The organism is Nocardiopsis potens DSM 45234 (assembly GCF_000341105.1).
Taxonomy (GTDB): Bacteria; Actinomycetota; Actinomycetes; order Streptosporangiales; family Streptosporangiaceae; genus Nocardiopsis_A; species Nocardiopsis_A potens.
In genome coordinates this window covers 70,713-92,718 of record NZ_ANBB01000035.1, presented here as the reverse complement: position 1 = coordinate 92,718, position 22,006 = coordinate 70,713, and the positions used below count along the sequence as shown (strand labels likewise).

Below are 22,006 nucleotides of genomic sequence, written 5' to 3'. Positions count from 1 at the left end.
CCGCAGTCCGCGCGGCGGGGCGCCCTTCCTCTGCCCGCCTTCCTCCCCCTCCCCTCCCCCGATGATCTTGACGCTGCGGGGGTGTCAGAGCGCTCTGACACCCCCGCAGCGTCAAGATCATCGCCGCGGGGCGGGCCCCTCCCCGTCGACGAGATAGATCGGTCCCCCAGCGTGCCCTCCCCCGCCTCCGCGGACGCCGCCGCCCGGCGCGGCCCCGCGCTGCCCCGCTCCGTGCACGCCGGCTACGGCGTGGGGGCCATCGCCACCCACGTGTTCAGCACGGTCCCCTCGCTGCTGCTGCTCATCTACCTGACCGACGCGCTGGCGGTCTCGCCCGCGCTGGCCGGGTTCGTGGTGGTGGCGCCGAAGGTCGTCGACGTGTTCGCCGGGCCCTACATCGGGGTGCGCTCCGACCGGACGGTGTCCCGGTGGGGGCCGCGGCACCCGTGGATGGCGGCCGGCGCGGTGGCGCTGCCGGTCTCCTTCGCCCTGCTCTTCTTCGGCTTCCCGGTCCCGGGCACCCCGGCCGCGATCTACGTGCTGGTGGTCTTCGTGCTCGCCGCGGTCTCCGCGTCGGTGTTCCAGGTGCCCTACTCCGCGATGCCCGGCGAGATCACCGACGACTACCACGAGCGGTCGGTGCTGCAGAGCTGGCGCACCGTCTTCGTCGGGGTGGCGCTGCTGCTCGGCGGGGCGCTGGCCCCGGTGCTGGTGGAGAGCGCCGGACCGGGGAACGCGCTGGCCGGCTACCGGCTGATGGGCGCGGTGATGGCGCTGATCGTGCTGGCCGCGATGGTCGGCTGCATCCTGGGCACCCGCCGGGCGCCGCTGCGCCGCCGGGTGCAGGACTCCCAGCCGCTCCTGGCGCAGTTCCGCACCGCGCTGGGCAACCCCTACTTCCGCCGGCTGCTCCCGGTGGCGTTCCTCGGGGTGGTCGCCTCGGGCACGATGATCGCCGGGGTGCCCTACGTGACCCGGCACGTGATGGGCGACCCGGGCTACACCGCGCTGCTGGTGGTCTGCGTGACGCTGCCGCTGATCGGCACCATGCCGATCTGGATGGCGGTCTCCCGCCGCCTGGACAAGGGCCCCACCCTCGCTCTGGCCTGCGGCTTCTTCATCGCCGGCGCGATCGGGCTGTTCTTCATCCCGGTGATGGGCGGGCTGCCGTGGGCGATCGCGATGTCCGTCGTGGTGGGCACCGGCAACGCGGGCTGCACCATGCTGCCCTACTCCATGCTGACCGACTGCATCGCCGCGACCCGCGCGGTGAGCGGGCACCACCAGGCCGGCGTGCTCTCCGGGATCTGGTCCTCGATGGAGGCGCTCGGCGGCGCTCTGGGCGCCTGGCTGCTCGGCGCGGCGCTGGCGGTGAGCGGCTACCGGGAGTCCGCGGCGCACGAGGCGGTCCGCCAGACCGAGCAGGCGCTGCACGGCATGCTGGTGGGCAGCACCCTGGTGCCGGCCGCGGTGATGCTCGGATCGGCGCTCTTCCTGCTCCGCTACCGGTTGAACGCCGCCGCGATGGCCCGGCTGACCGGGGACTGATCCCCTGCCCCTCCCCCGATGATCTTGACGTTGCGGGGGTATCGGAGCGCTCTGATACCCCCGCAACGTCAAGATCATCGGAGTGCCGGGGGGTCAGTCCTCCGCGGCCGCGTTGAGCCGGTCCAGCGCGTCGCCGAAGCCGCTCATGAACTCGTAGACCACCTGGGAGCTGGAGCGGATCCGGTTCAGGCTGCCCACGATCTGGCCGACCGGCGAGGGGGTGAGGGTGGGGTGGGCGACCCGCCCCACCCGGCGCAGCGCCTCGGAGACCAGCATGAACTGCAGCGGCATGGGCAGCGTTCCGGGCGATTCGGCGCTCTCCCAGGCCTCGGTCCAGTCGTTGCGCAGCATCCGCGCGGGCTTTCCGGTCATCGACCGGGAGCGCACGGTGTCCCGGGAGTCGGCCTTCAGGATCTGGGCCAGGGCCCCTGCCGGGGTGTCGGCCTCCTCGGTGGCCAGCCAGACCGAGCCGGTCCACACGCCCTCGGCGCCCAGCGCCATGCCGGCCGCCATCTGGCGCCCGTCGCCGATGCCGCCGGCGGCCAGCACCGGGGCCGGGGCGACCTCGTCCACCACCTCGGGCACCAGCACCATGGTGGACACCTCCCCGGTGTGCCCGCCGGCCTCGGTGCCCTGGGCGACGACCACGTCCACCCCGACTTCGCGCTGCTTGGCCGCGTGCCGGCGGCTGCTGGCCAGCCCGGCCACCGCGACGCCGTGCCGGTGCGCCTGGCGCACCACGTCGGCCGGGGGCGCGCCGAGCGCGTTGGCGAGCAGCGCGATCGGGTGCCGCAGCGCCACCTCCACCTGGGGGCGGGCGGTGGCGTCGGTCCAGCCGAGCAGGAACCGCCCTGCTCCGGCCCTGGTGAGCTCCGGTACGCCGTGCTCGGCCAGCAGGCCGTTGACGAAGCGGCGGTGCCCGTCCGGGATGAGGCCCTCCAGGCTCCGCTGGAGCTCCTCGCCGGAGTCGGCGCCGAGGTCGGCCCCCTCGTAGCGGGACGGCATGACGACGTCGACGCCGTAGGGGCGGCCCCCGGTGTTGGCGTCGATCCAGGCGAGTTCGGTCTCCAGTTCCTCGGGGGTGAAGTAGAGGGCGCCGAGGACGCCCATCCCGCCGGCCCGGCTGACCGCGGCGACGACGTCCCGGCAGTGGCTGAAGGCGAAGATCGGCAGCTCGATGCCGAACATCTCGGTCACTCGTGTCCGCATGCCCTCATGGAAACACGAAACTGAAACATGTTCTAGATAGGTTCCCGGGCTTCTTTCCCGCCCCGCCGCAGCGGACCCGGCGCGGCGGGCTCAGCGGGGCAGGCGCCGCCAGACCGAGCGGGGCAGCACCCGCATCCCGGCGAAGACGTAGCGGAGCACGCCCGGCACCCAGACCGTCTCCGCGCCGCGGCGCAGCCCGGCGGCGACCGCGTCGGCCACCTCGCGCGCGCTGGCCGGGAACGGCGCCGCCGAGACGTGCGCCGACATCTTGGTCGGCACGTAGCCGGGGCGGACCACCATCACCCGGGCGCCGGTGCCGTGCAGCGCGTCGCCCAGCCCCTGGGCCAGGCCGTCCAGCCCCGCCTTGGCCGCGCCGTAGACGAAGTTGGCCCGGCGCACCCGCACCCCCGCCACCGAGGAGAGCACCACCAGCGTGCCGTGGCCCTGCTCGCGCAGCCGGGCGGCGACCGCCAGGTCGGCCGAGACGTGCCCGGTGAAGGTGGCCGCGGCGGCCGCGGCGGCCGCCGCCGGGTCGGCCTCGAAGGCCGCCTGCTCACCGAGGACCCCGAAGGCGTCGACCACCGCGTCCAGGTCGCCGACGAGCTTCACCGCCTCGGCGACCACCGCCTCGTGGCCGGCGGTGTCGGCGGCGTCGAACTCCACCGGGTGCACCTCGGCGGCGCCCGCGGCGCGCAGCCGCTCGGCCTCCCCGGCGAGCCCCCGCCCGCCGGTCGCCTCCCGGGCGGCCAGCACCACCCGGCGGGCGCCGCCGCGCACCAGCCGCTCGGCGATGGCCAGCCCGATCTCGCTCCGCCCGCCCAGCAGCAGCACCGTGTCCACCGCGCCGACCGCGTTCCGCATCCGTGTCTCCCGTCGTTTTCCGTCCCGCCGTCACAGCTCCAGGCGGCGGGCGAGGTCGGAGGTGAGCGCCCCGTCCGGGTCGACCCGGGCGCGGACCTCGCGCCACTCGTCCAGCCGGGGGTACATCGCGCGGATCGCCGCGGGCGCCGCGCGGGAGTCCTTGGCCAGGTACAGGGCGCCGCCGGCCTCCAGCACCCGCTCGTCGAAGGAGGTCAGCAGCCGGGCCAGGCCGGGCAGGTCCGCCGGGAGGTCCAGGGCCAGCGTCCAGCCGGGCCGGGGGAAGGAGAGCGGCGCCGGGGTGCCCGGCCCGAACCGCTTGAGCACCGCGAGGAAGGAGGGGGCGCCGACCGCGGCGAGCCGGGAGACGATCCCGCGCAGCACCGGCTCCGCGCCGAACGGCACCGCGAACTGGTACTGCACCAGCCCTGCCGGGCCGTACAGCCGGTTCCAGTCGCGCACCGCGTCCAGCGGGTGGAAGAACGGCCCGACGCCGGTGATCCGGTCCCGCTCCCGGCGCGGCGCCCTGGCGTAGTAGGCGGCGTTGAACGTGCGCACGCTCCAGGTGTTCAGCAGCCCCGGCGGCACCCGCGGCGGGACCGCCGCCGCGCTGCGGTCGCGGAAGCGGAGCGGGTCGCGGCGGAGCCGGGCGGGCAGCTCGGCCGCGCGCGCGTGCCGCCCCCGGGTGAGCACGCCGCGGCCGGTGGCGCGCCCGGTGGCCAGCAGGTCGATCCAGCAGACCGTGTGGTGGTAGCGGTGGTCGGTCGCGGTCATCACCGCGAGCGCCTCGTCCAGGTCGGCGGTGCGGTCGGTGTCCACCCGGACCGCGGAGGTCTCCACCGGGACGACCGCGAACTCGGCCTCGGTGATCACCCCGGTGAGCCCCATCCCGCCGACGGTGGCCCAGAACAGTCCGGGGTCGCGGTCCGGGCCGACGGTGCGCTCGGCGCCGTCCGGCGTGACCAGGCGCAGCCACCGCACGTGCGCGCCGAACGAGGAGTCGGCGTGGTGGTTCTTGCCGTGGATGTCCGCGGCGATCGCGCCGCCCACGGTGACCTGCCTGGTGCCCGGGGTGACCGGGAGGAACCGGCCGTGCGGCAGCAGCCGCTCCATCAGCTCGGCCAGCGAGGTGCCGGCCGCCGCGGTGACGGTGCCCGCCTCCTGGTCCAGCCGGAACCCGGGGGCCAGCTCGGCGGTGTCCAGCACCAGCCCGCCGGCGCACTGCGCGGCGTCGCCGTAGGAGCGGCCCAGCCCCCTGGGGATCGCGCCGCGCCCCGGGCCGGCCTGCTTCAGCAGCGCGGCGGCCTCGGCGGCGGTGCGCGGCCGCGCGACCGTCGCGGAGGTCGGGGCGGTGCGCCCCCATCCGGTGAGGAGGCGGCGTTGCGTGCGCACGGTCGGGCCTTCCCGCTGGGGTTCGGTGGTCGGGCGCTGCTCCGGCGGCGTCACGGCAGGTGGACGCCGAGGCCGACGAGGACGGCCATGCCCAGCAGGCACAGCTGCAGCGGCCGGTCGCGCAGCGCGATCTCCTCGGGCTCCTCGCCCACCCCGCGGTCGACCAGGAGGTGGTAGCGGAGCACGAAGACGATGAACGGAACGATACTCAACGCGGGGAAGACCCCGGCGGCGCCCTCCCCGTGGCCGTCCAGCGCCCACAGGCAGTAGGTGACGATCATCGCCGCCGAGGCCATGGTGCGCACCTGCACCAGGTAGGAGACGGTGTAGCCGCGCAGCGCGGCCCGGCCGCCGCCGGCCTCGGGGTTGCGCAGCTCGGCCTCGCGCTTGCCGACCACCACCAGCAGCGCCCCCAGCGACACCACGATGAGGAACCAGGCGGTGAACGGGACGCCCACCGCCACGCCCCCGGCCAGCGCGCGCAGCACGTGGCAGCCGGCCACCGCGACCACGTCGCCGATGATCACCCGCTTCAGATAGAACGTGTAGCAGGCGGTCAGCGCGAGGTAGCCGAGCAGCACCCCGAGCAGCGCGGGGTTGCCCAGCGGCAGCAGCGCCAGCGGGGCGGCGGCGGTCAGCGCCGCGCCCAGGCCCAGCGCGAGCGGGACCGGCACCGCACCGGAGGCGACCGGCCGGTGCCGCTTGCGGGCGTGCGCCCGGTCCGCCTCCACGTCGCGGACGTCGTTGAGCAGGTAGGTGCCGCTGGAGGCGACGCAGAAGGCGGCGAAGGCGATGGCCGCCCAGCCGGCCGAGGCCGGGTCGGTGAGCACCCCGGCGGCGCCCGGCGCGGCGAAGACCAGCAGGTTCTTCAGCCACTGCTTGGGCCGGCAGGCCCGCAGCAGCGCGGCCGCCCGCGCCGCGGGGCGCACCCCGGACCGGTCCTCCGGTCCCGGTGCGCCTCCGGCGCGGGCGGCCGCCGCCTCGGTCTCCGCCACGGCGTCCCGGTCAGCCCCGCCGGTCCGCGCCTCTGGCGCTGGCCGCCAGCAGGGCTCCCAGGATGATCAGTCCGGCACCGACGCCGAGCAGCACCAGCGGGACGGTGGTGCGCAGCAGCGGCAGCGCGGTGAGCGCCTGCTGGGCGTTCTCGACGTTGGCGTCCACCGTCTCGTCGGTGAAGCGCATGTCCCCGTCGAACAGCACCAGCTTCTCCTCGCCGTCGACGAAGGCGCCGCGGTGCTGGTCCTCGCTGAGCATGATGGGGGCGCCGCTGACCGGCTCGATCCAGTAGGTCCGGGTCACGCTGTACATCTCGTCGGTGACCACGTCGCCGTCGCCGTCCATGCCCAGCAGCGACCGGGGCAGCTCTCGCTCGCCGGTCTTGGTCGGCTCGATCTCCTGGACGAACTTGTAGGTGTTGACGCCGTTGATCTCCTCCTCTTCGACGAACTCGATCGGGAGGGACTCCTTGACGGTGGTGTCGTAGTACTCGTAGTCCTTCTTCTCGGTGAAGAAGGGGAACTTGAAGGCCTGGCCGCTCTGGACCGCGGCCTCCTCGTTCACCGCCGCGTCGCAGCAGTCCACGGCCTCACCGGTGACCCGGTCGTGGGCGGTGCGGCGGCTGGAGGAGAGAATGGCGAAGTCGCGCTCGATGTCCTCGACCCAGGTGAACTGGTCCCAGACCACGATGTCGTCATCGCTGGCGGCGACGTCGCCGCGGACGGTGGTGTAGGCCTCCACCGTGGCGCCCTCGACCTGCTCCAGCTCCTCGGCGCTGAAGTAGGTGACGTCCTCCCCCCGGTTGACCGTTTCGCTGTACTGGTCCATGGGGGTTTTCATCAGGGCGCTGGCCATCCAGAATCGCAACAGGGGGGCCAGGACCAGACTGAAGACCCCCAACGCGATGCAGACGACTGCAACGGTGCGGCGCATTAGCCCTCCTGGGCGGAACGGGTCGAAGAAAGACTCAGAGCTGGAACTTGCTTCATTTTGGGGTAGAGTACTCCCCAGTAGAGGCCAACGTCACCAGGGCGTGTCCGAATGTTTATAACAGGTTCTAGTCTGGCGCTCGCCCGGTGCGACCGGTGAGCGCGGCGCCCGACGCCGGCGCCCTGCCGCAGGTCCGCGGCCACCTCGAACCCCTCGACGGCGTCCGCGCGCTCGCCGCGCTGATGGTCCTCGTCTTCCACGTCTCGGTGGAGACCGGCGACGCGCTCGCCCCCGGGGTTCTGGGCGCCCTGCTCTCCGCCGCCGAACTGGCGGTCCCGCTCTTCTTCGCCCTGTCCGGGCTGCTGCTGTACCGCCCCTGGGTGCGCGCCTGCCTGGACCGGACCCCCTCCCCCGCGGTCCGGGTCTACCTGTGGCGGCGGGCGCTGCGGGTGCTGCCCGCCTACTGGCTGGTCGCGGCCGCCGCCATGCTGATCTGGTCCGACGACAACCCGGGCACGCTCACCGCCTGGCTGGAGGTGCTCACCCTCACCTTCACCTACAACACCGACCCCTGGTGGGTGGGGACCGGCCCCTACGGGCTGGGCCAGATGTGGAGCCTGTGCGTGGAGGTCAGCTTCTACCTGCTGCTCCCGCTCTTCGCCGCGGTGCTCGGCCGCTACGCCGCCCGGGGCGCCGATCCCGGCGCCCGCGCCCGGCGGCTGCTCACCGGGCTGGGCGCGCTGAGCGTGCTCGGGCTGCTCGCGTTCATCCCGCAGTTCTATCCCGAGCACCACTCCTACATGCACGCCTGGCTGCCGCGCTGCCTCGGCCTGTTCGCGGTGGGCATGGCGCTGGCCGTGGTCACCGAGTGGGCCTGGCGGGAGCCGGGGCCCGACCGCCCGGTCGCCCGGTTCTGCGCCACGCTGCGCCGGAACTCCGCGCTCTGCTGGGGCCTGGCCGCCGTGGTCTACGCGCTCAACTCCACCCCGGCCGCCGGCCCCCGGTTCGTCGGCGTGGACGGGTTCTGGATCTCGGTGATCGCGACGCTCACCTCGATGCTCTTCGCGTTCTTCGTGATCGCCCCGGTGGCGGTGCTGCCCGGGCGCGGCGCGGAGCCCCGGCCGCACCGCTGGCGGGAGGGCGCCTGGCTGGAGACCCTGCTCTCCCACCCGGTCGCGCTCTACCTGGGCCAGATCTCCTACGGGATCTTCCTCTGGCAGTTCGTCGTGCTCTACCTGTGGCGGGCCTTCACCGGGCAGGAGATCTTCACCGGCTCGTTCTGGCTGGACATGGTCCCGGTGGCGGCGGGCACCGTGCTGCTGGCGGCCGCCACCCACCGCTGGATCGAGGAGCCGATGCGCCGGTTCAACGGCCTGGTCCGCCCGCCCGGCGCTCCGCGCCCGCGCAAGCCGAGCCTGGTCGACGGCTCCTGACCGGCCCCGCGGGGTCAGTCCTCCTCGTCCTTTTCGCCCTTCCCGTCCTTCTTCCCGCCGTCCTCGGAGTCCTCGGCGTCCCCGCCGCCCTCCGCGTCCTCGGCGTTCTCCTCCGACCAGGGGTCGCCCTCGGTGGCGGGGACCAGCTCGCCGAAGGTCACCCAGTTCATGCAGAGGTCCTCCTCGCTGGTGCTCAGCGCCAGCCGGGTACCGGCGCCGTCCAGCGGCAGGTACCAGCTCCCGCCGTCCGGCGCGGCGGGCAGCACCGCGGAGCGCCAGGCGTCGCCGATCACCGCGTTCACCTCGGTGTCGGTCTCCGAGGTGTAGGTGATGGTCAGCACCATCGTCGGCCCGCCGAACGAGCTGACCTCCCACATCGCCTGGCCGCCGAAGGTCACCAGGCACTCCTCGTCCTCCGGCGGGCCGAAGAACGCGCTGCCCTCGGCCGGCCTGGCCGGGACCAGGTAGCCGGCGTCGTTGAAGACCAGCGCCGAGTCGGCCGGCCGGGGGACCCGGATCCGCTCCGCCACGCCGTCCGGCGCCAGCGGGCTGAGCACGTTGGAGCTGAGCCGCCGCTGCCCGTTCCACGGCAGCACGATGTCCTCGGGGACCGGCCGGGAGTAGATCCCGGCCTCGGCCGGGACCCCCTCCACCGAGGCGCGCACCGTGTCCAGGTACCAGCGGACCCGGTCGCCGCTGAGGGTGTCGGCGAAGGTCCAGGTGGAGTAGGCGCCGAGCAGGGTGAAGGCCAGCGTCCCGGCGACCGCCCCGGTCCGGGCGGTCCTCGGCGGCAGCGGCCGGCGCCGGACCCCCGGGTCGGCCCGCCGCTCCTCCAGGGTCGGGATGAACGCCAGCGCGACCACCACGGCGAGGACGAGCGCGGCGTCGGCGACGTAGCGCGGGTCGTAGCCGATCGTCTCCTGGTAGCGGCCGCGGGCGATGACGGTGGGCAGCGCGTCCACCACGACCAGGTGGCCGGCGAGCAGCGCCCAGGCCCGCCAGGCGCGCCTGCGGTACACCACGCTGGCCGCGACCACCGCGAGCAGCACCCCCCAGGCCGCGCCGACCGCCCAGGCCGCGGGTTCGAGCAGGCCGCCGGCCGGGGTGACCGGGCCCCACTCCCCCGGGCCGCCCACCGCGCCCACCGGGAACGTCTCGCCGAGCATCCGGCCGGCCAGGCCGAGCGCGGTACCGCCGTCCGGGCGGCCCGCCCCCTCGCCCTCCGCGGTCTCCTGCAGCGACAGGTAGACGAGGCCGTGGACGACGCTGAGCAGCGCCATGCCCACCCAGAACGGCATGTCCCGGTCGAGGGTGCGCCAGAGTACCCGGGGCAGCCGGCCCTGCACCACGAAGGCGGCCGCGAACACGAACAGCAGCGGCGGCAGGAACATCGCCTTGACCGAGAAGGCCATGCCGAGCACGACCGCCCCGGCGGCCATCCAGGCGTGGCGCGCCTCGCCGCCGCGCAGGTAGCGGACGGTCCACAGCAGCGCCAGCACGATCGCCAGCTGGTAGGGGACCGCGTTCAGCGCCGCCGACCACCAGGCCAGCACCGGCATGGTGAGCGGGGCGAACAGGAAGAGGGCCAGCGGCGGGACGATCGCCCAGCGGCGGCCGAACACCACCCACAGCAGCCGGAACAGCCCGATCGCCGCCCCGGCCTGGAAGAGCACCATGACGCCGGCGGTCAGGCCCCAGTTGTACGGGGAGATCGCGGTCTGGATGTAGGCCAGCAGCTTCGCACCGGGCATCAGGTGGCCCTTGTGCAGGTCGGTCAGGTACTCGACGGTGAGGTCGTGCGCGGCGGCGTCCGCGACGAACAGGAAGTCGTCCTCGATGAAGTAGGCCTGCCGCAGCACGTAGGCCTTGAGCACCAGGGAGGCCAGGATCAGCGCGCCGCCCAGCATCACGACGGGGTCGCGCACGCCCCGCTCCAGCAGCGCGGCCGCCCTGCCCCCGGAGGCCCGTTCCGCCCGCTCCCCGGCGGACTCCGCGTCCGGTTCCCCGGCGCCGTCCGCGGCGGCCGGCTCGGAGGGGGCCTGTCCATCGGATCCGCGCATGCCGCTCTCTTCCCCGGCCCGGTGGCCGACCGGTTGACGTGACCGCGTAAGAGAGTGTCACAATACAACAGGTTCCACATCCCTCCCCGTTGATCATCGCAGGTATGAGCGCGATACCCGACGGTAGCCGAAGGTAGATGAGAACTTGATCCACCAGCCTCCGGAGGAGGGAGTGAGCGCGGTGAGCCTGGACGAGGTCCGCCGGGACTGGACCCTGCTCGGATCGGCCGAGCCCCTGTGGGCCGTGTGCGTCGACCCGGACAAGCGCAACGGCGGCTGGGACGACGAGGAGTTCCTCGCCTCCGGGGCCGCGGAGATCGACGGGGCCCTGGCCCGCCTCGCCGAGCTGGGCATCGGGCACGGCACCGGCCGCGCCCTGGACTTCGGCTGCGGCGCCGGCCGGCTCTCCAACGCGCTGGCCCGGCACTTCGAGGCGGTCGACGGGGTCGACATCTCCGCCCCCATGCTGGCAGAGGCCCGCCGGCTGGACCGGAGCGGGGGGCGGATCGCCTTCCACCTGAACGAGGCCCCCGACCTGTCCGCCTTCCCGGACGCCTCCTTCGACCTGGTCTACACCGACCTGGTGCTGCAGCACCTGCCGCCCGCGCTCGCCGCCGGCTACCTGCGCGAGTTCGCCCGGGTGGTGCGGCCCGGCGGCGCGATGGTGCTCGGCGTCCCCGCGCGCGAGCGCGCCACCTTCAAGGGGCTGGTCTTCCGGTACGCCCCCTGGCCGCTGATCCGCTGGGCCCAGCGGGCGCTGCTGCGCTACCCGGCGCCGATGCGGATGCACACCTGGAGCCCCGAGCGGATCGCCGCCGCGCTCGCGGACGGCGCCGCCCCGGGCCGGGCGCCGCGGATCGCCGTCTCCGAGGAGTACTGGGGCGGCGACCACTGGCAGCACCTCCGGCACTTCGTCGCCGCACCGCCCCTGGAGGAGTCCCCGTGACCGGTTCCCCCGCCGAGCCCTCCGCGCCCGCCCGGCGCCCCCCGTTCCGGGCGACGCTGGGCCGCTCCGCGGCCCTGTTCTCCGCGTTCCGCAAGGAGCAGACCGACCCGGACCTGTTCTACGGCACCCTGGCCCGGGACACCGTGGACCAGCTGCGCGGCTACACCTCGCTGGACGGCGCCGTGGTGGTGGACGTCGGCGGCGGCCCCGGCTACTTCGCCGACGAGCTGCGCGCCGCCGGGGCGCACTGCGTGTGCGTGGACGCCGACGCCGGGGAGATGCGGCTGCGCGGCGGCGACCTGCCCGACACCGCGCTCCTGGGCAGCGCCCTCGACCTGCCGCTCCGCACCGGCTCGGTCGACGTGTGCTTCTCCTCCAACGTGCTGGAGCACGTGCCCGACCCGCGCCGGATGGCCGGCGAGATGGTCCGGGTGACCCGGCCGGGCGGCCTGGTCTACCTCTCCTACACCCTGTGGCTGTCGCCGTGGGGCGGGCACGAGACCTCCCCGTGGCACTTCCTCGGCGGCCGCTACGCGGCGGAGCGCTTCGCCCGCAGGCACGGCCGCCGCCCCAAGAACGACTTCGGCCGCACCATGTTCGCCGTCTCCGCCGCGGAGATGCTGCGCTGGCTGCGCACCCGGGACGACGTCACCCCGGTGGACGTGCTCCCGCGCTACCTGCCCTCCTGGATGAAACCGGTGGTCCACGTCCCCGGCGCCCGCGAGATCATCACCTGGAACCTCCTCCTCGTGCTCCGCAAACGCACCTGACCCCGCACCGGGAGGGCCCGAGAGAACCGACAGCGGGAGAGGGGCAGGGGCAGGGCGAGCAGAACCGCGCGAGTGGGCCCTCTGCGCCCGCCCTCTCGAGCCCAGGGCCACCGCTCTCCCCAGAACCCCGGCCCCGGGGCTCAACATCGTCGTCGTACCACCGCGACGAGGCGGGCGCGCCCGGCCCGGGCGGGTACGGGACAGCCCGGCGAGAAGAAAACCCCGTCAACGATCTCAGGGCACCGGCGACCGGTACTCCCGGTGGCCGTTCTCCGGGCCGCCCGGGCTCCCGCCGTCCTCGCCGCCTCCGTCTTCGCTCTCGTCCTCTTCATCATCGTCCGCGTCCTCTTCCTCGTCGCGGGCGCGGAAGCGGAGGATCGGGGCGGCGGCCAGGGCCAGCGCTCCCAGGGAGCCCAGGGCGATCGGGGCCCAGACGTGCACGGCCCGGAGCAGCAGCCGGGCGTCCCCCGCCGCATCGGCGTAGCCGGAGACCTGGCCCGAGTCCAGGGACAGGTCGGCGTCGAGCAGCGTGCGCTCGCCGCCCTGCTCGCCGCGGAGGCCCCCCCCCCGCCGCTCCTCGGCGTCGACCAGCCGGCCCGAGACCGGCTCGATCCGGTAGGTCCGCTCCACCTCCAGCCAGACGGTGGCGGTGACCGTGCCCCGGCGCTCCAGGCCCAGGGCGCTCGCGGGCACCTTCCGGGCCGAGTCCGGGACCTGGGTCGCCTCCACCTCCTGCACGTACTCGTGCACCGGCACCCCCGCGGCGCTCCCGGCGCCGGTGTAGCGCATCGGCGGCGCCGAGCGCACGTCCGCGTCGTAGAACGGCCGGTCGCCCGGTTCCGCGCCGGCCGGCCAGTACAGCACCAGCCCCGCCTGGCGGACCGCCCGGTCGCCGCCGACGTGCTCGCCGCAGCAGTTCACCGCGCGGCCGGTGGTCCGGTCCACGATGACCCGGCGGTCCATGTGGCCGATCATCGAGGAGCCGCTGGTGGTGTCGGTCGACATCTCCCAGGTGGCCCAGTCGGCGTTGCCCGCGGAGACGCCCCCGGTGATCTCCGTCTGCCGGACCACCTCGGCGCCCTCCACCGTGCGCCAGGTGGAGGTGTCCAGGTAGGAGGCGTCCTCGTCGACCATGCGCAGCCGCAGGTCGGTACTGGACGGGACGACCGCCAGCCGCTCGTGCACGTAGAACCGCAGCATCAGCGCCGAGGTGAGCAGGAACGCGCCGAGGGCCGCGGCGATCAGCGCGGCGTTGCGCCCCGGCACCCGCTTCCGGGAGCGGCGCGCCGCGCCGCCCGCCCGGTCTCCGCCCATCAGGCGTTCACCCCCGCGCTCTCCTCGTCCTCCTCGTCGCTGCGGCCCGCGCCCGCCCGGCGCGGAGCGCCGTTCCCCGCGGACGCCCCGGATCCCCCGGACCCGGGCGCGCCCTCCGGTTCCCCGGCGTCCTCTGCCGCCTCCTCCGCCCCGGCCGGCCCGGTCCGGGCGGCCTCCGCGAGCCCGGAGGGCGCGTCCGGGGCCGGGGCGGCGGAGCCGCGCGGGGCCTCGCCGAGCGCCAGCACCAGCCGGATCAGCGCGGGCAGGCAGAGCAGCTGGGCGACCCAGCCGCGGAGCGGCTCGCTCAGCAGGCCGCTGATGTCGTGGAAGGGCATGGACATCGCCAGGTAGGTGCCGAGCGCGGTGCTCAGCCCGGCCGCTGCCAGGAAGGCCGGCACGGTCCACGGTCCGGCGAGCCAGTGCAGCACGGCGCCGCCCAGCGCCGGCCGCCCCGGTTTGGCGTGCTTGAGCGCCGACGACGGGGCCCGGCCCAGCCACCAGACCGCCAGCATCATCGCCGCGGCCACCGCGGCGCCCGCCGCTCCGGCCACCCAGGTGCCGTAGAGCGGGGCGACGGCCAGCAGCGGGGCGCGGCCGATCCGGCCGGCCACCGCCGCGGGTGCGGCGGCCGCGGCCGGCCGCCGCACCCGGCGCAGCGCGAGCACGCCGAGCAGCAGCGCCAGTGCGGCGCCGGCGCCCAGGGCCAGGTGGTACGGCCCGTCCGGCCGGTAGCTGAGCAGGACCGTCCCGCTGCTGCCGGCCGGCAGCACCCAGGCCTGCTTCCAGCCGTCCAGGCGGACCGGCTCCAGCTCGGTGCCGCCGAGCTCGGCCTGCCAGCCCTCGTTGAAGTTCTCGTTGACGACGAGGTAGCTCTCCGCGCCGACCGCGACGTCCACGCTGCGCTCGCTGGGGCCCCAGCCGTTCACCGCGGCGACCTCTTCGGTGCCGACCTCCTCGGCTCCGGCCGGCCCGTCCTCCGGGCCGATCAGGGCGGAGAGCACCTGGTACTGCGGGCCCGGTGCGACCTGGACCCGGTTGGCGCCCTCCCGCAGCTCCACCGGCCCGCAGCCCTCGAAGCGGAGCGGGCGGCCGGCGAGCTGGTCCTCCAGCGTCCCGCCGGAGATCCGGGTGTCCACCCGCTCGCCGTTGACCCGCAGCACCGGGCCCAGGCCGCAGGCGGTCTCGGCGCCGCCGCCCTCGATCGGCTCCAGCGGCTCCACGTCGGGCAGCGCGATCCGGGAGACCTCCAGCGGCTGCCCTTCGGGCGGGTCGAAGGAGAGGGTGAGCTCGTCGGTGCGGACCGGGGCGAAGCCCACCCAGCCGTCGCCGTCGGCCCAGGCCTCGCGGACCGTCCCGCCGGCGTCCACGGTGACCCGGATCGGCCGGGTGACCGCGTCGGGCCGGGGGAACTCCACCCGCATGCCGTCGATCTCGCGCCGCTCGCCCAGGTCCACCCGGAGCGAGGGCTCGTCCTCCTCGGGGTCGGGGTACCAGACCGTGGCGGGGTCGCCGTCGAAGGCGTTGCGGCCCATCGCCGCCGGGTGCTGCACCGAGGTCGAGGAGGAGGTGACCTTCGGGTGGCCGCCGGCGCGGTTGGCGGCGTTCTCCACCGCGCGCGGGTCGGTGGCCACCACCCGGCCGGAGACGGTGTGCCCGCCGGCGGCGGCCTCGGCGTCCAGTTCGACGGTGCGGTCCATGCCGAGGGCGTCCTCGCCCTGCACCGCCAGCTCGGGGTTGCACACCCAGGCCTCGGAGCCGGGCATGCACCCGGGGACCGCGCCGGTGGCGCCGGTGAACAGCAGCGAGCCGGCGCCGGCCGGCGCGGGCACCTCCAGGGTGCGCGAGGGCGTGACGCCGTCGACGGCGAGCCCGGTGATGCCGACCCGGGTGCCGAACCGGTACTCCGGCTCGTAGGCCAGGTCCTCGACCTTGATCCGCAGCTTCCCGGTCCGGCCCTCGGGGGCGGCGAACTCCTGCGGCTCCCCGGTGTCGGCGACCGCGGCGGTGGTGCGGCCCCCGTCGGTGGAGAGGCTGATCTCCGAGGGCGGCGGCTCGCCGGGGATCTGCTCGAAGGCGATGGAGACGGTGCCGACCTCGCGCGGCTCCTCGAACTCGATCTCCAGCCACTGCCCGACGGCGCCGGTGAAGCCGCTGGACCGCCAGGAGGTGCCGGGGGTGTCGTCCAGGGCCGCGTAGGGGGTGCGGCCCGGGTCGCGCACGCTCGCCGCGGCGCCGGCCCCGGCCTCGCTGGAGGAGGCGGTGACCGCGGCGATGCCGTCGTCCACCGCGACCGCGGTGTAGCCGTCCCAGGCGGGGTCGGCGATGTCCGGGGCGGGGGCGTCCCGCTCCAGCTCCTCGTCGGCGGTGAGGGTGCCGCTGACGTTGCGGCGGACGTCGGAGTAGACGATCTCGCGGCGGCGCGCGGTGTCGGTGGCGATGGTGTCCGCGCCGTCCACCGCCTCGGCCCCGGGGTCGTCGCCGATCAGCACCGGGCGGTCGCCGTCCAGGGCGCCCTGCTCGGCCAGGGCCAGCAGCGACTCGGGGCCGCCGGTGACGCGCAGCGTCCCCTCGGTGGGGACCGTGCCGACGCGGGGCGCGGCGCCCTGCACCTGGTAGACCTCGAGCGCCTGGTAGGGCTGGTCGTACCAGCGCGAGGCGGGCTGCGGGTCCTCCGATCCGACCACCGGGCCGAAGGAGGCCCGGTGCTCGATGCCGGGCGAGTCCGCCAGGGCCTGGTGCACCCGGGCCGGCCAGCCGCCGTTGTTCCCCTCCCGCTGCAGGTCGTTGCGGACCAGCAGGTGGGTGACGCCCATCCGGGCCAGGGCCTCGGTGAGCCCGGCCGAGCCGCGCCCCGAGGAGATGCGCTGGTCGATCTCCTGGTTGAGCCGGGACACCCCGGCCGAGCCCCAGGGGATGATCTGGTGGTTGGTCCAGGCGCTGTCCAGCAGCGGCTGCATCGGCTCGTCCATCGGCCGGCCCCACTGGTACTCGCCGCGGGCCGATCCGGGGACCGCCATGGTCGTCCCGCCGGAGGCGGAGTTCGCGTCGATCCAGGCGGCCGCCTCGTACCAGTACCCGGGGATCCGCTCGAAGCCGCCGCGGGTGGCGATGCCGACGGTGGCCAGCGGGGTGAGGGTGGCGAAGAACGCCACCGCGCACACCCCGGCGGTGGCCCGGTGGGCGAACCCCGGGGAGAGGCCGAGGGCGCGCAGCAGCCCGCCGCGGCGGCCGCGCGCGTCCAGTCCGACGACCACCGGGAGCTGGGCCAGGCCGAGCACCACGGGCAGCCGGATCAGCGCGTCGAACTTGTGGATGTTGCGGAACGGCCCGAGCGGCCCGTCCAGCAGCGCGGCCATGGTCGGGCCGAGCGGGCCGGAGAGCTGCCCGGTGTAGCCGGCCACCACGATCGCGGTGCCCAGCAGCACCGAGGTGAGCAGGAACGGCCGCTCCGGGGTGCGCCGGTTGATCAGCCCGGCCAGGCCGAGCCCGGCGACCACCGCGGTCATCACCACCAGCCACGGCTCGGTGGAGAGCTCGGCGCCGGCGGGCAGCGCGGGCTGCCCGGCGCTGGGCACGTAGCCCATCCAGTTGGAGGTGCCGCGCAGCGCGTTCATCAGCGAGGTGATCGCGGTGGTGGTGGCCGCGTCCTCGGTGTAGGGCATGAAGGACCACACGTAGCGGCCCATGATCAGCAGCGGCACCAGCCACCAGAAGGAGGCCAGGAAGAGCGCGGTGAACCACCAGAGCAGCAGCCGCCACTTGCGCGGGCCGTTCCTCCGGGTCAGCAGGTAGACCAGCGGGACGACCAGCACCGCCAGCTCGGAGGCGGCGTTGGTGCCGCCGCAGAAGAGGAAGGCCAGGCCGGACAGCATCGCCGCGCGGCGCGGGTCGGCGCCCTTCCGCGCCCCGTGCACCAGCGGCAGCACGATGAGCGGCAGCAGCATCATCGGCTGCAGCTCGGCGGAGTTGTAGGAGATGAGGGTGAGCACCCGGGGGGCGAGCGCGTAGGCGACGCCCGCGGTGATCCGGGTGTGCAGGGTGCCGATGCCCAGCGCCTCGGCCAGCTTGACGGTGCCGAGGAAGGCGGCGCACAGCAGCACCGCCATCCACACCCGCTGGACCAGCCACTCCGGCATGTCCAGCGCGATGAGCAGCGCGTGGAACGGGCCGTTGGGGAAGAAGTAGCCGTAGGCCTGGTTCTGCAGCTGCCCGAAGTAGGACGGGTCCCACAGGTACAGCGCCCGCTCCAGGAAGCCGAGCGGGTCGATGGTCAGGTCGATCTTGGTGTCGCCGACGATCATCGGCGGGTCCAGGCTGAGCGCGGCGCCGATCAGCAGCAGGCAGACCCCGAACAGCTTGAGCCTGCGGACCAGTGCGCCGTCGGTCCCGGGCGCGCCGGAGGGGCGCCGGTCACCGGTTCCGTCGGTGGTCGGGGAAGAGGTCACCATGCGTCTCCGAGGGGTCCCCGGGGTCGGTCCCGGAGGGAGGTCACGTCCCTGCCCTGCGCGCCGGGCGGGCGCCGGCCGCGCCGGTCTCATCCGCGATCAGCCGGGCCATCGCCGCTCCGCTCGCCTCCCAGGTGAACCGGGCCGCCCAGGCCCGGCAGGCCGCGCCGACCTGCTCGGCGCGGACCGGGTCGCTCAGCTCGGCGAGCGCCTTGCCGACCACCCGGGTGAGGTCCTCGCCGTCCCGGACCAGCCAGCCGGTCTCGCCGTCGCGGACCGAGTCGCGCAGGCCATCGACATCGTAGGCCACAGTGGGAACGCCGAGCGCGGCGGCCTCGATGACGGTCAGCCCCCACCCCTCGAACTCCGAGGCGGTGACGTGCAGCAGCGCCCCGGCGAGCACCGCGCGCTTCTCTTCCTCCGGGAGGAATCCGTGCAGCTCGACCAGGTCGTGCAGGCCTTCGCGGCCGATCCGCTCGCGGAGCGGCTCGGATTCCGGGCCGCGGCCGACGATGTGCACGCGCAGCCCGGGGTGCTCGCCGCGCAGCCCGACGGCGGCGTCCACCACCCGGGAGACCCGCTTCTGCACCACGAGCCGGCCGAGGCTGACCACGGCGGGGGCGCCCAGGCCGGCGGCCGGGCGGACCGGGGCGCTCTCCCGCTCCGGCGGGCGGCCGTTGTGGATGACGGTGATCGGCGCGCGCCAGCCCAGCTTCTCCCGCATGGCGCGGCGGGAGGACTCCGAGACGGTGACGGTGGTGCAGTTCCGGTAGACCCGGCTGGCCACGGTGCTCTCCACGAACCGGCCGAACCAGGCGAGCGGCCGGCTGAAGTAGGCGTTGAACTGCAGGTCGTGCACGTGGTGGACGACGCTGACCACGCGGGTGCGGCGGGGCAGCACCAGGCGGGAGAAGAACGGGATGCCGTTCATGCAGTCCAGGGCGGCGTGGAACTCGCGGCGCCAGAGCAGCAGCCAGAGCATGACCAGCGGGTAGACGGTGAACTTGCCGCCCATCCGGCGGATGACGATGCCGTCCCGGGTCTCCACCCGGGGCTGGTCCGGTTCCCGGCTGGTGAGGAAGGTGACCACGGCGCCCCGGCCGACCAGGTGCCGGGAGATCCGCCAGGCGTACTCCTCGGCCCCGCCCGCGGTGGACTGCCAGGGGCAGCGCCAGTTGACCACGACCAGCCGGACGCCGTCCAGGCGCGGGCCGGGGCCGCCGCCGCGGCCGTCCGCCGCGCCGATGGCCCGCACGGCGTCCTCCGCGTCCTCGGCGGGGCGCGCCTGCGGCGGCGCGGCCGCGGCCCGGGGGGCCTCCGGTTCCAGGGTCACCGGCGGGCCGAAGGAGACGTCCGGGATCTGGGGGGTGGTCTGAGCCGCCTTGTGAGGGGCCACATGCTCTCCTGTTCCGTCCGGCTCTCCCCAAACGAACGTTCGTTCACCGGCCGCGGCACGTGGATCACCGGAGGCAGGGGGAGCGAGAGGCCGGAAGGGGAAGAGGGAGCACGGCCGACGCGCCGCTCCGCCGGAGCGGGCGGGGCCGGTGCCGACCGCCGTGGGCGCCGGCCGGCGGCCCCGCGCGCGGCGGGGCCGTCGGCGGCTAGCGGTCGCCGTAGTTGTACAGGGACTCGTTGACGGGCTCGGCCGACGACGAGGCGTTGGTGGCCACGGTGGTGCCGACCAGAGCCAGTCCACCTGCCAGGGCCGCGCCGATCACGCAGGCGGCCAGGACCTTGATCATGTGGGGGTCTCCTTCCGCGACCGGTTCCCCGCGGGTCGGGGAGGCCGCACGGGAACGAGATTAGAACCTGATGCAGCCAACGAACAGATGATTGACCCGACTGTAGCCGACCAACCAGTAACTTCCAACCCCGAAAGCTCCTCCTTGACCGCTTCTACATGGAGGTCTGGGATCCGGTACAGGGCCAGCCGGGGGCCTTCATGCACCTGTTCCAGGGGGTCGGAATCCGACAAGAACTTGTTCTCATGGAGGGGGTCTCCGGTGGTGGCGGCGGTGTCCGGGAGCGCTTCGCGCTCGACCAGGACGTATCGGACGCCCAGGGCGCCCAGGGACTCGGCGTCGGCGCGCCCCTCGGCGGCCAGCCGGGCCGCCTCGCGGGCCGCGGGGTCCTCGCCCCGGACCGTCCGCACCTCGCCGTCCTCGGCCACCCGGAGGTCATCGTTCCACACCGTGCGCCGCTCGAACAGCTTCGCGGCGGGATCCAGTACGACGACGGTACGCCCTCCGCCCGCCCAGTCAAGGCCCCGGTAGGCGCTCCACGGCAGGACCAGCACCGACCCCGGGTCCGGGTCGCCGTCGACGATCCGCCGCACCTCGCCCCACTCGGCCGGGTAGCGCACCGGCACCAGCTTTCCGCCCGCCCCCCAGAGCAGCCCCGGGAGCAGCACCACCGGGGCGAGCACCAGCAGCGCGGCGGCCACCGGGCCGGCGCGCCCCTCCCCCTCCGGCCCGTGCAGCCACTCCGCCGCCCCGCCCAGGCCGACCGCCTGGAGCAGGGCGAGCGGGGCGACGTAGAGCTGCCCGTCGCGCAGCGGCCCGAATCCGGGCCAGGCCCCGATCAGCCAGCGCAGCAGCTCCCGGCCGGGTTCGGTGGTGCCCAGCAGCGCCAGGCCGAGGCCGGCCGCCGCCGCGGCGGTCAGCCCGGTCCCGGCCGCGCCCAGCCGCCCGCCGCGCAGCAGCCGGACCCACCCGGCCAGCGCGGCCAGCGACAGCGCCGGCCGCAGCGCGGCCAGTGCGGGGTGGCCGTAGAGCTCCGGCACGGCCCGCGCGTTCCAGATCCCGCCCAGCGAGAGCAGCGAGCCGGCCGCACCGAACGGGGTGTCGGCGCGGGCCGCGAACAGGTCGACCGCGGCCGGGTCGGTGCTCGCCCCGCTGCCCAGCGCCGGGACCAGCCAGGGCAGCGAGACCAGCGCGATGCCGGCGGCGGCCAGGGGCACGGTGCGCGGCCGCGCGGCGGCCGCCGCGGGCAGCGCCACCAGGGCGGAGAGCAGCGCCGAGGAGAACCCGCCGACCGCGGCGGGCAGCAGCGCCGTGATGAACCGGGCCGGGCCGCGCCGCCGCCCCAGCCGCACCGCGGCGGCCAGCACCCACGGCAGACCGGCGTAGCCGAGCAGCACCGCCCACTGGCCGAGCAGCAGCCGCTCGGCGAGGAAGGGGTTCCAGACGTAGAACAGGGCGGCGGCGAGCCGGGGCGCCTGCGCCCGGCCGGATCCGGCCGGGACCAGCCGGGCGGCGCCGGCCGCGCCGACCGCGAAGACCGCCAGCAGGAGCAGCGTCTGCACGATGTCGGCGGGCAGCAGCCGGGAGAGCAGCGCGGCGACCGCGTCGCTGGGCACCGCCCTCGGGAACCCGTCCCCCGCACCGAGCTGCACCGGGCCGAGCGGCGGATCCGGGACGAAGACCATGTCGTAGCGGAGCAGGTACCCGCGCCCCAGGCCGGGCCCGAGCGCCAGCGCGCCCGCGGCGAGGCCGACCAGCCACGGCGCCGCGCACCGCACCGCGGCCCGCGTCCGGCTCTCCCCGCTCCGGGGGACATCCCTGGTCATGGTGGGGCGAATCTAGCAATCCCCCCGTTCGGCACCGGCCTCCGCCCCGGTAACCGATCGATAAGGCGGTGATAACCCGATCGCCTAGCGTTCCAGCGTCCTTCGCAGTCCCCGCATGGCAAGGAATGGAGCGAGCATGGGCAAGGTCGGCAGGGCGGTCGCCGCCGCCTCGGCAGCGGCGCTCACCGCGGCGGGCCTCCTCACCGCGGGCGCGGCCCCCGCCTCCGCACAGCCCTGGCAGGGGCAGTGCGCCAAGGGCGACGTCTGCGTCTGGAGCGGCCCCAACGGCACCGGCACCCGGTGCGCCTGGACCGGCGACGACCCCGACTGGCAGGGCGGCGCGGTCCAGTGCCGCCCGCACGGCTTCCGGGTCAACTCCATCTGGAACAACGGCCACCCCGGCGCCTACGACGTGGTCCAGTTCTTCCGGGACGCGAACTACCGCACGCCCTACCACGGGGCGGTCCCGGCCGGGCAGCGCAACAACGTGAACAACCTGGCGATCCGCTCGCACAAGTGGATCAACCCGTGAAGGGA

16 protein-coding genes are annotated in these 22,006 nt (G+C 75.0%); 5 read left to right on the top strand and 11 right to left on the bottom strand.

What is annotated here, in order from left to right:
- Window positions 1–171 precede the first annotated feature (171 nt).
- Window positions 172–1,548 (top strand): MFS transporter, encoded by a 1,377-nt coding sequence (locus D459_RS0113275; protein WP_017593497.1) that lies wholly within the window; start codon window positions 172–174, stop codon window positions 1,546–1,548.
- 93 nt (window positions 1,549–1,641) lie between these two features.
- Here the strand turns inward: D459_RS0113275 and D459_RS0113270 are convergent, their stop codons facing one another.
- From D459_RS0113270 to D459_RS0113250, 5 genes are all read right to left on the bottom strand, one after another.
- Window positions 1,642–2,757, bottom strand: coding sequence for an NAD(P)H-dependent flavin oxidoreductase (locus tag D459_RS0113270; protein WP_026120353.1), 1,116 nt, complete (start codon window positions 2,755–2,757; stop codon window positions 1,642–1,644).
- Between the two features lie 90 nt (window positions 2,758–2,847).
- Window positions 2,848–3,618 (bottom strand): decaprenylphospho-beta-D-erythro-pentofuranosid-2-ulose 2-reductase, encoded by a 771-nt coding sequence (locus D459_RS0113265; protein WP_017593495.1) that lies wholly within the window; start codon window positions 3,616–3,618, stop codon window positions 2,848–2,850.
- Between the two features lie 30 nt (window positions 3,619–3,648).
- Window positions 3,649–5,007, bottom strand: coding sequence for an FAD-binding oxidoreductase (locus tag D459_RS0113260; protein WP_017593494.1), 1,359 nt, complete (start codon window positions 5,005–5,007; stop codon window positions 3,649–3,651).
- A gap of 50 nt (window positions 5,008–5,057) precedes the next feature.
- On the bottom strand, window positions 5,058–6,002 hold the full coding sequence (locus D459_RS0113255) for a decaprenyl-phosphate phosphoribosyltransferase (protein WP_017593493.1): 945 nt from the start codon (window positions 6,000–6,002) through the stop codon (window positions 5,058–5,060).
- Window positions 6,003–6,012: 10 nt separating this feature from the next.
- On the bottom strand, window positions 6,013–6,936 hold the full coding sequence (locus D459_RS0113250) for a DUF3068 domain-containing protein (protein WP_026120352.1): 924 nt from the start codon (window positions 6,934–6,936) through the stop codon (window positions 6,013–6,015).
- Window positions 6,937–7,088: 152 nt separating this feature from the next.
- Between D459_RS0113250 and D459_RS0113245 the strand changes: the two genes are divergently transcribed.
- The gene (locus D459_RS0113245; protein ID WP_020380163.1) at window positions 7,089–8,366 is read left to right on the top strand and encodes an acyltransferase family protein; all 1,278 of its coding nucleotides are present in this window, start codon (window positions 7,089–7,091) and stop codon (window positions 8,364–8,366) included.
- A 14-nt stretch (window positions 8,367–8,380) separates the two neighbouring features.
- On the opposite strand, the gene D459_RS0113240 is transcribed toward D459_RS0113245, so the two are convergent.
- The gene (locus D459_RS0113240; protein ID WP_017593490.1) at window positions 8,381–10,426 is read right to left on the bottom strand and encodes a hypothetical protein; all 2,046 of its coding nucleotides are present in this window, start codon (window positions 10,424–10,426) and stop codon (window positions 8,381–8,383) included.
- 172 nt (window positions 10,427–10,598) lie between these two features.
- Between D459_RS0113240 and D459_RS0113235 the strand changes: the two genes are divergently transcribed.
- Both D459_RS0113235 and D459_RS0113230 read left to right on the top strand, forming a co-directional pair.
- On the top strand, window positions 10,599–11,372 hold the full coding sequence (locus tag D459_RS0113235; RefSeq protein ID WP_017593489.1) for a methyltransferase domain-containing protein: 774 nt from the start codon (window positions 10,599–10,601) through the stop codon (window positions 11,370–11,372).
- Window positions 11,369–12,142 (top strand): class I SAM-dependent methyltransferase, encoded by a 774-nt coding sequence (locus D459_RS0113230; protein WP_017593488.1) that lies wholly within the window; start codon window positions 11,369–11,371, stop codon window positions 12,140–12,142. The genes D459_RS0113235 and D459_RS0113230 overlap by 4 nt, the downstream gene beginning before the upstream one ends.
- A gap of 234 nt (window positions 12,143–12,376) precedes the next feature.
- Here D459_RS0113230 and D459_RS0113225 read toward each other — a convergent pair whose 3' ends face one another.
- The 5 genes from D459_RS0113225 to D459_RS0113205 form a co-directional block, all read right to left on the bottom strand.
- Entirely contained in the window at window positions 12,377–13,456 is a 1,080-nt protein-coding gene (locus D459_RS0113225) for a DUF3068 domain-containing protein (RefSeq protein WP_017593487.1), read from the bottom strand.
- A complete protein-coding gene (locus tag D459_RS0113220; protein ID WP_017593486.1) occupies window positions 13,456–17,904 on the bottom strand; it encodes an alpha-(1->3)-arabinofuranosyltransferase in 4,449 nt (1,482 codons plus the stop codon). Before D459_RS0113220 ends, D459_RS0113225 begins: the two co-directional genes overlap by 1 nt.
- Window positions 17,905–17,944: 40 nt before the next feature.
- On the bottom strand, window positions 17,945–19,297 hold the full coding sequence (locus tag D459_RS0113215; protein WP_017593485.1) for a glycosyltransferase family 4 protein: 1,353 nt from the start codon (window positions 19,295–19,297) through the stop codon (window positions 17,945–17,947).
- Window positions 19,298–19,502: 205 nt separating this feature from the next.
- A complete protein-coding gene (locus D459_RS36140) occupies window positions 19,503–19,643 on the bottom strand; it encodes a hypothetical protein (protein WP_017593484.1) in 141 nt (46 codons plus the stop codon).
- Window positions 19,640–21,469: a hypothetical protein gene (locus tag D459_RS0113205; RefSeq protein ID WP_026120350.1), complete on the bottom strand. Its 1,830-nt coding sequence runs from the start codon at window positions 21,467–21,469 to the stop codon at window positions 19,640–19,642. The genes D459_RS36140 and D459_RS0113205 overlap by 4 nt, the downstream gene beginning before the upstream one ends.
- A gap of 115 nt (window positions 21,470–21,584) precedes the next feature.
- On the opposite strand from D459_RS0113205, the gene D459_RS0113200 reads away from it, so the two are divergent.
- The gene (locus D459_RS0113200; RefSeq protein ID WP_040709968.1) at window positions 21,585–22,001 is read left to right on the top strand and encodes a peptidase inhibitor family I36 protein; all 417 of its coding nucleotides are present in this window, start codon (window positions 21,585–21,587) and stop codon (window positions 21,999–22,001) included.
- Window positions 22,002–22,006: the final 5 nt, after the last annotated feature.